At 68.8% G+C, this 13971-nt stretch carries 11 protein-coding genes and 1 rRNA gene; 5 read left to right on the forward strand and 7 right to left on the reverse strand.

The features are described 5' to 3' along the window. Both rrf and ABZ845_RS31185 read left to right on the forward strand, forming a co-directional pair. Positions 1 to 85: ribosomal RNA gene (gene rrf / locus ABZ845_RS31180) — 5S ribosomal RNA — on the forward strand; the annotation flags it as partial. 138 nt (positions 86 to 223) lie between these two features. Beyond that, positions 224 to 766: a GNAT family N-acetyltransferase gene (locus ABZ845_RS31185; RefSeq protein WP_360986653.1), complete on the forward strand. Its 543-nt coding sequence runs from the start codon at positions 224 to 226 to the stop codon at positions 764 to 766. Between the two features lies 1 nt (position 767). On the opposite strand, the gene ABZ845_RS31190 is transcribed toward ABZ845_RS31185, so the two are convergent. From ABZ845_RS31190 to ABZ845_RS31215, 6 genes are all read right to left on the reverse strand, one after another. Continuing rightward, positions 768 to 2318 (reverse strand): type IV secretory system conjugative DNA transfer family protein, encoded by a 1551-nt coding sequence (locus ABZ845_RS31190; RefSeq protein WP_360986656.1) that lies wholly within the window; start codon positions 2316 to 2318, stop codon positions 768 to 770. A 56-nt stretch (positions 2319 to 2374) separates the two neighbouring features. Beyond that, positions 2375 to 3799, reverse strand: coding sequence for an ATP-binding protein (locus ABZ845_RS31195; protein ID WP_360986659.1), 1425 nt, complete (start codon positions 3797 to 3799; stop codon positions 2375 to 2377). A 7-nt stretch (positions 3800 to 3806) separates the two neighbouring features. Beyond that, the gene (locus tag ABZ845_RS31200; RefSeq protein ID WP_360986662.1) at positions 3807 to 5366 is read right to left on the reverse strand and encodes an SCO6880 family protein; all 1560 of its coding nucleotides are present in this window, start codon (positions 5364 to 5366) and stop codon (positions 3807 to 3809) included. Next, positions 5363 to 6709: a hypothetical protein gene (locus ABZ845_RS31205; protein ID WP_360986665.1), complete on the reverse strand. Its 1347-nt coding sequence runs from the start codon at positions 6707 to 6709 to the stop codon at positions 5363 to 5365. Before ABZ845_RS31205 ends, ABZ845_RS31200 begins: the two co-directional genes overlap by 4 nt. Then, on the reverse strand, positions 6699 to 7532 hold the full coding sequence (locus ABZ845_RS31210; RefSeq protein WP_360986667.1) for a hypothetical protein: 834 nt from the start codon (positions 7530 to 7532) through the stop codon (positions 6699 to 6701). Before ABZ845_RS31210 ends, ABZ845_RS31205 begins: the two co-directional genes overlap by 11 nt. Positions 7533 to 7758: 226 nt before the next feature. After that, the gene (locus ABZ845_RS31215) at positions 7759 to 8067 is read right to left on the reverse strand and encodes a hypothetical protein (RefSeq protein ID WP_043441655.1); all 309 of its coding nucleotides are present in this window, start codon (positions 8065 to 8067) and stop codon (positions 7759 to 7761) included. A 1102-nt stretch (positions 8068 to 9169) separates the two neighbouring features. Between ABZ845_RS31215 and ABZ845_RS31220 the strand changes: the two genes are divergently transcribed. From ABZ845_RS31220 to ABZ845_RS31230, 3 genes are all read left to right on the forward strand, one after another. Then, positions 9170 to 9925, forward strand: coding sequence for a trypsin-like peptidase domain-containing protein (locus tag ABZ845_RS31220; protein WP_360986670.1), 756 nt, complete (start codon positions 9170 to 9172; stop codon positions 9923 to 9925). 111 nt (positions 9926 to 10036) lie between these two features. Then, entirely contained in the window at positions 10037 to 11044 is a 1008-nt protein-coding gene (locus tag ABZ845_RS31225) for a bifunctional lytic transglycosylase/C40 family peptidase (protein WP_360986673.1), read from the forward strand. Between the two features lie 319 nt (positions 11045 to 11363). Continuing rightward, a complete protein-coding gene (locus ABZ845_RS31230) occupies positions 11364 to 12065 on the forward strand; it encodes a phosphatase PAP2 family protein (protein WP_360986676.1) in 702 nt (233 codons plus the stop codon). A 52-nt stretch (positions 12066 to 12117) separates the two neighbouring features. Here ABZ845_RS31230 and ABZ845_RS31235 read toward each other — a convergent pair whose 3' ends face one another. Further along, complete coding sequence (locus ABZ845_RS31235) at positions 12118 to 13680, reverse strand: FAD-binding oxidoreductase (protein WP_360986679.1); 1563 nt, start codon at positions 13678 to 13680, stop codon at positions 12118 to 12120. Positions 13681 to 13971: the final 291 nt, after the last annotated feature.

A 13971-nucleotide genomic window follows, 5' to 3' on the forward strand; every position in this document is an offset into this window, starting at 1 on the left:
TTACATACCGAACCCGGAAGCTAAGCCTCACAGCGCCGATGGTACTGCAGGGGGGACCCTGTGGGAGAGTAGGACGCCGCCGAACAAATTTTGAGAAAGAGCCCCAACTCCGGGTCATGCCCGGGAGTTGGGGCTCTTTCGCGTTTTCTGCCTCACCATGGGGGCTGAGACCTTCTGGAAAATGGGGCGGCATCCCGTCCTGACCTGCCGTTAGGGTGACCGTATGAGTCACGTCATCCGTCCCGTACGTCCGGAAGAGTGGCCCGCGGTCAGGGAACTGCGACTCACCTCGCTCCAGGATCCGGTCGCCCATCTCGCCTTCCTGGACACCTACGACGCCGCGGTCGCCAGGCCGGACTCCTTCTGGCGGGAACGGGCCGAGGGAGCGTCCGAAGCGGCGGCCGAGGCACATCAGTTCGTCGCCGAGACGGCGGACGGGACCTGGGCCGGCACCCTGACTGTGCTGATGGAGAAGGCCGGGACGACGGACTGGGCCGGGTTTTCGGTGGACCGTACCCAGGGGCATGTCGTCGGTGTCTATGTCCGGCCTTCACACCGCGGAACGGGACTCCTCAAGGAACTGCTCGACGCCGGGCTCGAATGGGCGTGGGGGCAAGGAGCCGAGCGGGTACGGCTCATCGTGCACGAGGACAACGCACGGGCTGCCGCCTCCTACCGCAAGGCCGGGTTCGCTCCGAGCGGCGTCACCGTACCGCTCTCCGGTCATACGGAGGAATCGGAGCTGGAGATGGTGATCGAGCGCTGACCTACGCCGGAGGCTCGTACTGCGGCCAGCGCGCCCTCGCCTGCTCCCGGGAACGGAGCAGCGCCAGGGTCGGCAGGCCCCGTTCCGCTCCCCTGGAGAGCAGCTCCGGAAGTTGGGGCAGCGGGGCCACGGCCGCCACGTCGTCCAGGACGAGGGTCATTGGTGGGTCGAGGCGACCGGAGGATGACCGTTCGGCCATGCGCCGGCCGCGCTCGACCACGCTGGAGGCGAGGGCGGTCAGCAGGGGCATCGCGCCGGGATGCTGCCTGGGGTCCTCGATGGATTCACCCAACACATAAAGCGTTCCCCCTTCGTCGACGAAGGAATCCAAGGCGATGCCGTCATTTCGGTTGTATGTGCATGCCTCGCGGATATGGACCGTGAAAAGGGAGGACAGTGCGCGAGCCGTCAGTTCCTGTGCCATGTCCTTGCGTTCGGGGTGCGAGGTGAGCGCGGCTTCCAGCTCGCCCGCCGCTCCGGAGGCGGCCTTGGGATTGGTGCGCAGGGCTCTCACCGCCTCCTGCACCTGCGTTCCCTGGGCCCAGCGGTGGATGTGCCGGATCGTTCGCCCCTCGACGGCGGCGGCGTGCAGATAGCTCCGCAGGAGCGTTTCCGCCACGTCTGCCACCGCCTGGTCGATACGGGCCGTGGGACGGACCGGGGTGAGCAGCGCGACGGCGCGGGCCGCCGCGGTCGCCCTGTCCTCGCAGCCGGACGACGGTGCCCAGTGCAGCCGGGCCGGGGTGTCGCACAGGTGTGAGGGGTCGTAGAGCAGAACGGGGCCCAGCTTGGCGCGTGCGTCCTTGGTTTCGGACCACAGTGCGGGGCTGGAGGTGATGACAAGCACGGGTCCCTCGGCGTCGCGTACCGCCTGGGCGGCGATGGGGTGACGCGTGTCGGGTGCGCCCAGGACGACGGAGGCGGAAGACGGCAGTGCCGGGGAGGTGGCCGCGGTGACGGTGGCCACGGGGGCGGCGACGCTTGCCGCGGCCTGCTCGACGACAGCTGTCTGCTCCATGACCGTCGTGGGCGTCGTAGGCTCCGCCGGCTGCCCGGTGTCGGCGGTGACAGCGACCGGTTGCGGCTCCGCCGCCGGGCGAGGGCGCGGTGTGGGAACCGCGGCCGGGGGGACGTCGCCGCCGACCGCGACCGGCGTACCGGCGGGGGAAGCCGCGGCAGCCCTCCGCCGCGCCCGTAGTGCCTTCCAGCGCGTCACCGTGCCGATCGCGAACACGGTCAGCACGAACAGCACCATCAGTTCGCCTATGAACAGGCCCCAGAAGAGGCCGTAGCCTGACAGCTGGTCCCTCGGAGTGTCCGGCCACGCGCCCGCGATGTCGTGGGGCCGGGCGATCAGATGACGCATCGCCACTGGTGTGGTGCTGAACCGGACGCCGTGCGGCCAGCTTCCCGATGTGAACCAGCCCGCGACGCCCGTGGCCGTCCACACCATCAGAGTGACACCGAGCAGGAAGGCGAGCACTCCCACGAGGAGTCCGTCCGGGATGCCGCCCTGGCCGTCGCCGTCCCGCCGCTCTCTGCCTGGTCTCATCGGGATCCCATGTCTGTGCCCGCCACCTCTGCCGCCTGCTGCCTGCCGCATGACGCCTATGCCACTGTGGACTCGGACGGGCCGTCCAGGTCGCTCAGCCGCTGTTCCACGAACGCCGCCGCACGTTCTTCCGCTTCGAGCTCCGCGGCGCGCAGTGCGTCGTCCGTGAGCCGGTCGCTGGAGGACTCCGTCATCGCCCGGTCGGTGAAGACGAGCGGGCGTTCCGTCTCCGTGACCAGGTGTTTGACCACCTGCACATTGCCGTTGACGTCCCACACCGCGATGCCGGGCGTCAGGGTCGGGATGATCTCCACGGCCCAGCGGGGCAGGCCGAGCACACGGCCGGTCGCCCGTGCCTCGTCTGCCTTCTGGGCGTAGATCGTCCTGGTCGACGCCATCTTCAGGATCGCGGCGGCCTCCTTGGCGGCTGCCCCGTCCACCACGTCACTGAGATGGTGGACGACCGCCACGAAGGACAGGCCGAGCCTTCGCCCGAACTTCAGCAGCCGCTGGAACAGCTGGGCCACGAACGGGCTGTTGATGATGTGCCAGGCCTCCTCGACCAGGAAGATGCGCTTCTTCCGGTCGGGGCGGATCCAGGTGTGCTCCAGCCATACGCCCACGATCGCCATCAGGATCGGCATGGCGATCGAGTTGCGGTCGATGTGGGAGAGGTCGAACACGATCAGCGGGGCGTCCAGGTCGATGCCGACCGTCGTGGGTCCGTCGAACATGCCGCGCAGGTCACCGTCGACCAGACGGTCCAGGACGAGTGCCACGTCCAGGCCCCAGGCCCGTACGTCGTCCAGGGCGACGTTCATGGCCTCGGCCGAGTCCGGTTCGGGGTGGCGCAGTTGTTCCACGATGTCGGTCAGAACCGGCTGGCGGTCGACGATCGTCTCGTTGACGTACGCGTGCGCCACCTTCAGGGCGAAGCCGGACCGTTCGTCCAGGCCGTGCCCCATGGCGACCTCGATGATGGTGCGCAGCAGCGCGAGCTGGCCCGTCGTCGTGATCGACGGGTCGAGCGGGTTGAGCCGGATGCCGTGGTCCAGGGCGGATGTGGGGTCGAGCCGGATCGGCGTGATCCCCAGCTCCTCGGCGATGAGGTTCCATTCGCCGACGCCGTCCTCGCCCTGTGCGTCCAGGACCACTACCTGCCGGTCGCGGAAGCGGAGTTGCCGTAGGACGTAGGTCTTCTCCAGTGCCGACTTGCCGTTGCCGGATTCGCCGAGGACGAGCCAGTGCGGTGCCGGGAGCTGCTGCCCGTAGAGCTGGAAGGGATCGTAGATATAGCCCTTGCCGGAGTAGACCTCACGGCCGATGATCACGCCGGAGTCGCCGAGGCCGGGCGCGGCCGTCGGCAGATAGACGGCCTGGGCCTGGCCCGTGGAGGTGCGGACGGGCAGCCGGGTCGTCTCGACCTTGCCGAAGAGGAAGGACGTGAACGCGTCGGTCAGGACGGACAGCGGATCCCGCATCAGGTCCTTACCTCCGAATGCCGGTGGCGAAGGGGAGCGTGTTCACGAAGGCCCGGTGGTGCTCGCGGTCGCACCACTCCAGCTTGAGGTAGGACTTGCCGGCCGAGGCGCGGATGGTGCGCTTGTCCCGGGCGAGGGCCTCGGGCGAACGGGCCGAGACGGTGATGTAGCCGACGAGGTTGACGCCCGCTGCACCGCTCGCGAGGTCCTCGCCGCGCTGGTCGAGGCGCGAGTGCGCGGCGATGTCGCGGGGGTCGACGGTGCGGTTCATCTTGGCGGCGCGGCTGGCCTCGGCCTCGTCGTTCGTCTTCTCGGTGAGCATGCGCTCGATGGCCACCTCGGTGGGTTCGAGGTCCATGGTGACGGCGACCGTGCGGATCACGTCCGGAGTGTGGACGAGGAGGGGCGCGAGGAAGTTCACGCCCACAGGGGTCATGGGCCACTCCTTGACCCATGCCGTGGCATGGCACCAGGGCGCACGCGTGGACGACTCACGGGTCTTCGCCTGGAGGAAGGTGGGCTCCATCGCGTCGAGCTCGGCCGGCCAGGCGTTGCGCCGTGTCATCGCCTGGATGTGGTCGATGGGGTGGTCGGGGTCGTACATGGAGTGGATGAGGGAGGCGAGCCGTCCCTGCCCGAGCGGCTGCCGCACGCGGATGTCGGCTTCCTGGAGCCGTGAGCAGATGTCGGTCAGCTCGCGTGCCATGACGACCGCGAGGCCCGCGTCCCGGTCGACCTTCTTACCGTTCTGGGGGCGTGCGGCACGAGCCATCGCATGGGCCTCGGCGGCCAGTTCGCGGGTGAAGTGCATACAGGCGACGAGGTAGGCGCGGTGCTGCTCGCTGCTGGTGGACACCATGGACTGCAGCTGGTCGTAGGACTGCTGGAGCCAGGCAGGCGCGCGCCGGTCGCCGCGCTGGGAGACATCCTTGGCGTGCGCGTCGGGGTCGGCGGGCAGCGTGCGGGCGAGCATCTGGAGACGGGTGACGAAGCCGTCGCCGTTCGCCACGTGCTTGAGGAGTGTGCCGAAGCGGTCGACGAGGGCCTCCTGGTCCTCGCTGTCGCGCAGGCCCACGCCGGGGCCCTCGATCTCGATGGCGGCCGTCACGGTCCGCCGGTCGGCGTGCAGCAGCACGGCGATCTCGTCGGGCCCGAAGGGGGCGGCGAGCCAGGTGATGCGTCCGATGCCCGGGGGCGGTCCGATCTCGATCTCGCGGCCGTCGAGGTGGGTGCCCGCTTCCATGACGGTCGAGCGGTACGCGGTGCCCTGGCGCAGTGTCCGCTTGTAACTGCGGTTGATCTCGAACCACTTGTAGAACGTGCGGTGCTTGTAGGGGACGTACACGGCGGCCAGCGCGAGGAGCGGGAAGCCCATGAGCAGCACGATGCGCAGGGGCAGGACGGGGACGAGGAGCCCGCACATCATGCCGAGGAAGGCGCCCGCGATGATCAGCGCGATCTCGCCGGTCTCGCGGTTGCGCCCGACGATCGCGTTCGGCCGGGCGCGGCCGATGAGATATGTCCGGCGGGGCGTGACCGCGTGGGACACATGGGACTCGGTCGTCAACGCCCTTCACCTCCCGTGCGGTTGGAGCTGCTGTTGCGGGTGCTGCTGGCATGAGGGGTGTTGGTCGCGCTGGTGCGCGGCGCCGGCGGGGCCGAGGGCACGGCTCCGCCCCCGCCCGGGGCGCGGGTGCTGTGCGCGGCCACACCGCCGTTGACGGGGTTGGCGGGGCGTGGGGGCTGGCCGGTGCCGCCGGTCGCGCCGCCGCCGTTGCTGTCGGCGCGGGTGCTGTGGGTCTTGATGCCCTGGGCGACGAGGGTCGCCGGGGAGCTGATGACCGCTGCGGCCTTGCGTTCGGCGCCCTGCATGAGGCGGTTGTTGCGGCCGGCGGCGATCTCGTCCCCGAATCCGGGGACGAACCGGTAGATCATGGCGCTCGCGAAGATGGCGAGCAGGATGATGGCGAGCCCGGAGACCACGGCGGAGAAGGAGTTGGGGCCTTTGTCGGTGGAGAGCGCGCCGGCGAGTCCGAGGACGATCACGATGACGGGCTTGACGAGGATGACGGCGATCATGACGCCCGCCCATCGCCGTACGTGGCCCCACAGGTTCTTGTCGACGAGTCCGGCGTACACGACGGTGCCGAGGAGGGCGCCGACGTAGAGCAGGGCGGCGCGGATGACGAGCTCCAGGTACAGGATTCCGGCGGCGAGGATCGACACCAGGGACACGACGATCAGCATGATCGGTCCGCCGCCGATGCTGTTGCCCTTCTTGAGGGCGCCGGAGAACGTGCCGAAGAACATGTTCGTCTGGTCGCCGGTGCTCTTCGCCAGGACTTCGCTGACGCCGTCGGTGGCCGATACGACGGTGTAGAGGATCAGCGGGGTGAAGGCGGAGGCGAGAACGGTCAGCCAGAGGAAGCCCACGGCCTCGGACAGCGCGGTACCGAGGGGCACGCCCCGCACGGCCCTCTTCGCCACGGCGAGCAGCCACAGGAGGAGGGTGAGGATGGTGGACGCCGCGAACACGACGGCGTACTGCTGGAGGAAGTTGTGGTTGGTGAAGTCGACGTTCGCCGTGCCCTTCACGGCTGCGGACAACTTGTCGATGGTCCAGGACGCGGCGTCGGCACAGCCCTTGGCGAGGGAGGCCAGGGGGTCCTGGGTGTCGGGGAGGGGGGCGGAGGGGGTGACGCCGGAGCTGGGGGAGTTGCCTTTTTCGCAGTACTGCTTGGCGGGACCGATCAGCAGGTCGCACGGATCATTCGATGCCGACGGCGATGGAGTAGTTGATGGCGTGGGTGACGGCGCAGCGAAGGAACGCGTGGCCAGCAGAACGGCGGTGGCCTGAAAGGAGGCCACAATGGCCGTGAGTTTGAGTACGTGTTGCCGACTACCGGGCATAGGTGAACCCTCCGTACTCCTCAATGGCCTTGCTGATCTCGTCGGAGTCCGCGGCCTTGTCATCGCCGGGAATCGGGGCAGGACCGTCGGTTTGGGAGTCCGAGACGATCTTCCAGTCGTTGTGGGACCACTGCAGTTCGAAGGCCCATGTCTTCCAGGTGGAGCTGACTGGATCGGTGGACCCCTTGCCGGACATGCCGATGAGTCCCATGTACCAAACCGCGATCTTGGCGTCGCTGGCGTCGTAGCGCGTTACTTTGGTGCCCACCGGGATCGTGCGCGATACGAAAGTGTTGCCTGCGGGCGCGTTGCCACTGGCGTCGAGACCCAGCTTGCTGAGGAAGCTTATTGAGTAGGCCTGGTCCATCGGTCCCTGAAGCTTGCTCGCGGCAACTGGTGTGTAGACGGTGTCGACGATGCCGTGTCGGCTGTCTGTCTTGAACATCCCATCGGACCCCAAAGCCACCGCATAATTCGCCGCAGCCGACTCCGCCCCCTGCTGATCATGAGCGAACCCCGAAGGGATCCCCGCCTGCTTCGACTGGACCGGGCGCGTGCCGGAGGCTGCCGTGGAGGTGCTGTCCGGTCTGTTGTTCCCGTCGGCCGACGAAGGGCTCCCGCCACCACGGTTGGCGAAGGCGATCGCGGCGATCAGCAGGACGACCACCCCGACCACCGTGACCAGGCTCCGCGAGGAGGACCGGCCGCGCCGGGCCCCGCCGTAGACGTCATTGCCACGGTCGGGCAGTCTCGTCCGGGTCTGCCCGACACCGCCGTACTCCTCCTCGCCCCCGCCGCCGGAGGCACCGTCCCCGAGACTCACGCCGTGCACGCCCCCTCGCCCTTGTAGCCGTTCCGTACATCGTGTCGGTGCACGTTGAAATACGACGGTAGCCGTGCTGGTCCCCGCGCGGGCGGGGTGTGATGACTGGACATCAGGGAAACGCAACCTCAGCCGGTGGGCGCGACGGACGGATGGGTCGAGGGTGTGAAACGGGCGTGCTCGCAAGGGGACTGACGGGGCGCCGGGGCAAGGCGGTCCGTGCGGGCTAGACGGCCATGCCGTAGACGATCGTGAAGAGGGTGCCCAGCGAGCCGATGATGAAGACGCCCGTCAGGCCCGCGATGATCAGCCCCTTGCCCTGCTCGGCGCTGAACGTGTCGCGCAGGGCCGTCGCGCCGATGCGCTGTTTCGCCGCGCCCCAGATCGCGATGGCCAGACAGAGCAGGATGGCGACGGCCATCACCACCTCGACCATCACGCGCGCCTCGTTGCCCAGGCTGCCGAACGGGCCCCAGTCTGGGGCGATGCCGCCGATGATCGTGTTGATGTCGCCCTTCGCGGCTGCGAGATGCATATAAGTCACCGCCCCTAGTGGGTAGTTCCGAACCCCCTGCCACGGTCGCAGAGGTCAGGGTCATTCTCGCCGACAATGAGGCTGTCGTATGTCGACTTGACGTCATTGGTTGGCGAGTTTCGTATGTATCGCTTACCTCCGGCCCGCGCGGGACCCTCGCGGGAGCGCGTGGCGGTACACCAGGGGGCTTATGGTCACTTTGTGTATCACGGCAGGTCACGCCGGGCAATGACACCCAAGCGCAACCTGGGGTGGGGTTCTGTCGTTAACTCTCCCTGCGCCACGAGGTCCTGGGTCGGCCCGCGGCACGGCCCGACCGCCCGGACCGTTCTGTATGAGTGTCACCCAATGTCACCCGTACGAGCGGAAGACTACCCGCGCAGCGCGGAACGGGCCGCGGCTGGATGCCGTGGCCCGTTCCCTTTTCCTGTGCCGGGGGCGGCCTCCCCACGATCGTCGCCCCCGGCGTTCCCCCTGCCCGAAGGTCAGCCCGCGAAGGCCGCGACTCCCTCCGGGGTTCCCGGCCGGCCGGGTCGTCGTGGTCCGGCCGTGAGGTCACAGCTGCCCCACCTGCCCTGCCGTGTAGGTCGGTTGTGAGGCGTGGCGCTCAACGTGCGCTCTCCTGGACGGGTTTGGCAGGGGGGAGCGCCCGCGCACGAGATTGCTTGTTGAGTACGCGACAAACAAGAGGCTCCGGCAATCCTGACCGCCGCGTTACCGAACCAAGGAAGCCGTGTTACCGGCCAATGGCTGGATGATGACGGAGGGCTGACTGGTCCATGACCAGGCTCACAGTCAGGTCATGGCCGCCGCGCCTGACGCCGGAGGCGGACGGCGGGACGTTCTTCGAACTGGAGCGCATCGCTCGTGTGGACGATGAACGCCCCGCTGGCGGCGACGCGCCGGGCGACGATGGCGTACACGGGGACGGGTGCGGACAGTACGGACATCACGGACTGTCGGGCGTATCACCCTGCGCCCGAAGGGGGGAGGGGGCCGGGAGCTCGAATGCATAAGCTGACCTGCGGCGATGAAACCTTATAGGAGAATTTCAGGTTGCTCGCAGGGACTTTCTCACCTTTGTGGGTCACAGTAAGAGGTGATGAACCGCATCACACGCCTCCCTGGCAACCGCCGGCACGCGTTTCTCGGTGCTGTCGTCCTGCTGGTCGTCGCGACGTCGTCCGTGTCGGCCGCCGACGACGGCCCCCATCCGCTGGGCGTGACCACCGAGGCGGAGGCCACCACGGCGAGTGCCAAGGTCGGCGCGCTCTTCGGTGCGGACGGTGCGCCTGGGGGCGACCACTTCTGCACGGCCTCCGTGGTGCACAGCAAACAGGGCAATCTGATCGTCACCGCGGCGCACTGCGTGGGAAGCGGCACTTTGTGGTTCGTGCCCGGATTCAGGGACGGCAGGGCACCGTACGGCGTATGGAAGATCACCAAGACGTACGTCGGTGACGCGTGGAGCGGGGACCAGGACGAGAACAGCGACATCGGCTTCGCCGCGCTGGAGCCCGTCGACGGTGTGAACATCGAGGACATCGTCGGCGCCAACAGGTTCGTCACCGGAAGCAAGACGGGCGCCACCGCCGTGACCGTCACCGGATACCCCGACTCGCAGGACACCCCGCTCCTCTGCATCAACAAGCCCGCTGTCGAGACCGGTGCGCAGCAGCGCATCGACTGCCCGTCCTTCACCAGCGGCACCAGCGGCAGCCCGTGGGTGAACGGCGACGGCGAGGTCGTGGGCGTCCTCGGCGGGCACGAGCAGGGCGGCTCCACCCCGGACGTCTCCTACAGCGTCGTGCTGGGGGACGCCGCCGCGGACCTGTACCGCACGGCCTCGGGCCTGTAGCGATAGGCCCTTCGCCCTGAGCGGCACGTCCTTACCCGGACTTATCGGGTTCCCTCGCCACCCTCCACCCCTACACTGACCCCCGGCGGACTCCCGTGCGGCGAGGGGCGGTTGACGGTGCGTAGGGCGTGGGTCTGGGTGATCGCATCCGTCGGTGCCGCGCTCAGTTTCGTGATGCTGCTCGTCGTCGGGGTCTACGTGATCGCCGGAAACCTGGCGAACGGCATCGGCGACGGTTCCGTCGGGCTGGCCAAGAACGCCGTGCCGGCCGCCTACGAGTCCATCGTGCAGCGGTGGGGCAATCTGTGCCGCGCCATCAACCCGGCGCTGCTCGCCGCCCAGCTCTACCAGGAGAGCGGCTTCAACCCGAACGCCGTGAGCCCCGCGAAGGCCCAGGGGATAGCGCAGTTCATCCCCGGCACCTGGGCCACCCACGGCATCGACGGCAACGGCGACGGAGTGGCGAACGTCTGGGACCCGCGCGACGCGATCCCTTCGGCCGCCTCCTACGACTGCAAGCTCGCCTCGGAAGTGAAGGACGTGGGCGGCGATCCCACGGGGAACATGCTCGCCGCCTACAACGCGGGGGCCTACGCGGTCATCAAGTACGGGGGCGTGCCGCCGTATGCGGAGACCCGGAACTATGTGAAGACCATCACCACCCTGGCCAAGAGCTTCGCCGCGCCCGTTCAGCGGCTCAGCCCGTCGAAGCAGGCGGCGGGTGCCATCTACTTCGCGCAGAAGAAGCTCGGCACCCCCTACCTCTGGGGCGGCGAGGGCACCGCCGAGCAGGGCGGACGCTTCGACTGCTCCGGGCTGACGCAGGCCGCGTACGGGAGCGTGGGCATCACGCTGCCGCGCGTCGCCAACGACCAGTACAACGCCGGACCGCACCCCAAGCGGGATGAACTCCTCCCGGGTGACCTGGTGTTCTTCTCGAACGATCCGGCCGACTCCCGCGCCATCCACCATGTCGGAATCTACGTCGGCGGCGGCTACATGATCGACGCGCCCAGGACCGGCGCCGTGATCAGGTTCGATCCGATCGACACCTCCGACTACTTCGGCGCCACACGGGTGACCGCGGACGGCGCGAAGGCGCTGCCCACGTCGGTGTGAAGAATCCGGCCGAGGGGGCGTGAACGGCGCGCGAGGGGGCGCGCGCCGATTGCGACTCTCCGTGATGCGCACCCCCTGAGCTGCGAAGACCTGTCTCTCTTCGATAACGTCTGCGTGATCATTCCGTGGAGTCCGGAACGTAGGGAACAACCCTGTGCGTTCCTTCTGACGTAGAGCGCCGACGCACGGCAGCCGGACGTACGACAGCCAGGCGTACGACAGTCGGCCTGGCGTGGAGCGGATCTACGGCCACAGGGGTGGCAGAGCGGGTGTGCCTGAGCGCGCCCGCGCAGCGGACAGCAGACGAAGGGGCCGCACGATGGCTGGACTCGCCGTATCCGGGTCGAACCCCGACGTCGATCTGCTCTACGACATCAATGGCCTGGCCAAGGACGCGCCGCACTGGTTCGACCGTCTGATGGCGTTCGCCGGCCAGTACGGTCTGCTGCTCGCCATGGTCCTGCTGGTCCTGTGGTGCTGGTGGAGTGTGCGCAGGAGTGGGGGTGAGGACGCCGCCTCCTCCGTGGCCGCGCTCGTCTGGGCCCCGCTCGCCGCCGGCCTCGCGGTTCTGGTGAACGTGCCGATCCGGGGCTTCGTGGGACGTCCCCGGCCCTCCGTCGACCACCAGGGGCTGGACGTCCTCGTCAGCGGCGGGCCGGTCCACTCCTTCGTCAGCGACCACGCCGCGCTGATGATGGCGATGGCGGCCGGACTGTTCGTGGCCAACCGGAAGTTCGGCCTCGCGGGGCTCGGCCTCGCGTTCGCCGAGGGCTTCTGCCGGGTCTTCGTGGGAGCGCATTATCCGACGGACGTCATCGGCGGCTTCGCCCTCGGCACCGCCGTCGCCCTGCTGCTCTCCCCGCTGGCCACGGCGCTGCTCACCCCGCTCGCCAAGGCCGTCGAACGGTCACCGCGCGCCGGACGGCTGATCCGCGCCAAACGGACAGTGGCCCCGGAGACCGTGATCTCCGGGGCGCGGAAGGAAGCGGACCGGCCCGGGGAGCGGGACCTGGCGGCGTAGGCACCGACCTGGTGGCCTGGCAGCCTCCCCACCCCCGCGTCCGGGCCCGGCACTAGAGCGACTGGGGGAACGTGAAGAAGCCGTTCGGGTCGTACTGGTGCTTGAGCTGCGCCAGACGGGTGGCCGCGTCGCCGTAGTACGCCTTCCGCCAGTTCGTCAGGGTCGGGTCCGTGTAGTTCTGGTACGCCGCCCCGGAGGCGTAGCTCTGCATGGAGGTGTGAGCGGACGTCAGCCACGCCTGCGCCGCCGTACCGGACGACCCCGCGCCCCAGCTCGCGATGTACTGGGCCAGCATGCGCGAGCGGCGGTGGACGAACGCCGTCGACGTCGGCGAGACCCGGTTGACGGCGCCGCCGAGCGCGGTGAACGCGACACTGCCCGCACCGCCCCGCACCGCAGCGACCTGCTTCAGGAGCGTCTGGATGCCGGCGTCCGGGATCGAGCGGTCGAAGAAGTCGGAGCGGGCCGCGTATGTCTCACGGCCGAGCGCGCCCTGCGGGGAGCGGCCGGGCGTCGAGCCCGGCAGATGGCACTGGGCGGCGGTGGGGAAGGACGAGCAGCCCGCGTACGCCTCCATCGCGCCCTCGTAGGTGTGCCGCTTGAGCGAGACACTGCGCGCGTGGGCGCCGACCTTCGCGGCCAGGCGGTCCACCGCGTTCTGGAGTTCGCCGTAGGTGCCCAGCGAGAACGCGGCGACGGAGACGGTGGGCGTGCCACCGCCGTTCTCCAGGTGGCAGGAGGACCAGATCTCGTCGGGCTGGGTCGGGCCCCACTCCTGCCAGGCCCTGAGGACGTCGGCTGCCTTGGCCCAGGGCCAGGTGAGGTAGGCGGACACCGCCTGGGGCGCCGGGTGCGTCTTGAACCGCAGCTCGGTGACGACACCGAAGTTTCCGTTGCCCGCGCCGCGCAGGGCCCAGAAAAGGTCCTTGTTCTGGGTGGCGTTGGCGACGACCTGCTTGCCGTCCGCGGTGATCAGGGTCGCCTGGGTGAGGCTGTCGCAGGTCAGTCCGTACGCCCGGGAGACCACGCCATGGCCGCCGCCGAGGGTGAGGCCCGAGACGCCGACGGTGGGGCAGGAGCCGGCGGGTATCGTCACGCCCTTCGCGGTCAGCGCGCGGTAGACGTCTATCAGCTTGGACCCGGCGCCGACGACCGCCTCACCGCCACCGGCGCGTATCTGGTTCAGCTTGCCGACGTCGATGATCAGCCGGCCGTCACCGGAGGACCAGCCGGCGTAGGAGTGCCCGCCGTTGCGTATGGACACCTTGACGCCGTGGGCCTTCGCGTACGCCATGACGGTGCGGACGTCGTCCGCGTGCGCCACATACGCGACCGCCGCGGGCTTCAGGGAGTCGAAGCGGGTGTTGTACAGCTGGTGGGCGGTGGGCCAGGCGTGGTCTCCGGGGCGGACGAGGGTGCCGGTCAGGTCCTTGGCCAGAGCGGTCCAGTTGGCGGCGACGGCACGGCTGCCGACCGTGGCCGACCGCAGCAATGTCCCGTCGGTGGTCGCCGCGCCCGAGGCCGCTGCCGCCGAGTTCTTGGTACCCGCACACGCGGCGGTGACCGCCGTCGCGACCGCGGCGGTTGCCCCGCCGATGAACCTGCGCCGTTGCATATGAGTTCCTCCCTCGCCTTCCGTAAAAGCGAGACGAGGCAGCAGGACGAGGGGTTGCGCAAGAAATTGCCACAGCTTCGCTACAGAGACATCAAGACACCCGCAGCCAACAACGCACAGAAGGCCCCCAGATCAGTGACGCGGGGAACTGCGCAAAAACCCCCGACGCTCCGGCAGCCGCCAACGCACGGAAGCGCCCTAGACGAGTCTGTCCAAATGCCTGCGGGCATGAAGAGAGGGTGTTCAAGATCCGTTTGTGACGACAGAACTGAACACCCTCGTGACCGCACT

The organism is Streptomyces sp. NPDC047022, assembly GCF_040644155.1.
In the GTDB taxonomy this organism is placed as follows: Bacteria; Actinomycetota; Actinomycetes; order Streptomycetales; family Streptomycetaceae; genus Streptomyces.

Excerpts from the sequence above, each read along its gene's own strand:
- ABZ845_RS31185 (WP_360986653.1), top strand. The coding sequence starts at position 224 with ATGAGTCACGTCATCCGTCCCGTACGTCCGGAAGAGTGGCCCGCGGTC.
- ABZ845_RS31190 (WP_360986656.1), bottom strand. The coding sequence starts at position 2,318 with ATGAGACCAGGCAGAGAGCGGCGGGACGGCGACGGCCAGGGCGGCATC.
- ABZ845_RS31195 (WP_360986659.1), bottom strand. The coding sequence starts at position 3,799 with ATGCGGGATCCGCTGTCCGTCCTGACCGACGCGTTCACGTCCTTCCTC.
- ABZ845_RS31205 (WP_360986665.1), bottom strand. The coding sequence starts at position 6,709 with ATGCCCGGTAGTCGGCAACACGTACTCAAACTCACGGCCATTGTGGCC.
- ABZ845_RS31215 (WP_043441655.1), bottom strand. The coding sequence starts at position 8,067 with ATGCATCTCGCAGCCGCGAAGGGCGACATCAACACGATCATCGGCGGC.
- ABZ845_RS31220 (WP_360986670.1), top strand. The coding sequence starts at position 9,170 with ATGAACCGCATCACACGCCTCCCTGGCAACCGCCGGCACGCGTTTCTC.
- ABZ845_RS31230 (WP_360986676.1), top strand. The coding sequence starts at position 11,364 with ATGGCTGGACTCGCCGTATCCGGGTCGAACCCCGACGTCGATCTGCTC.
- ABZ845_RS31235 (WP_360986679.1), bottom strand. The coding sequence starts at position 13,680 with ATGCAACGGCGCAGGTTCATCGGCGGGGCAACCGCCGCGGTCGCGACG.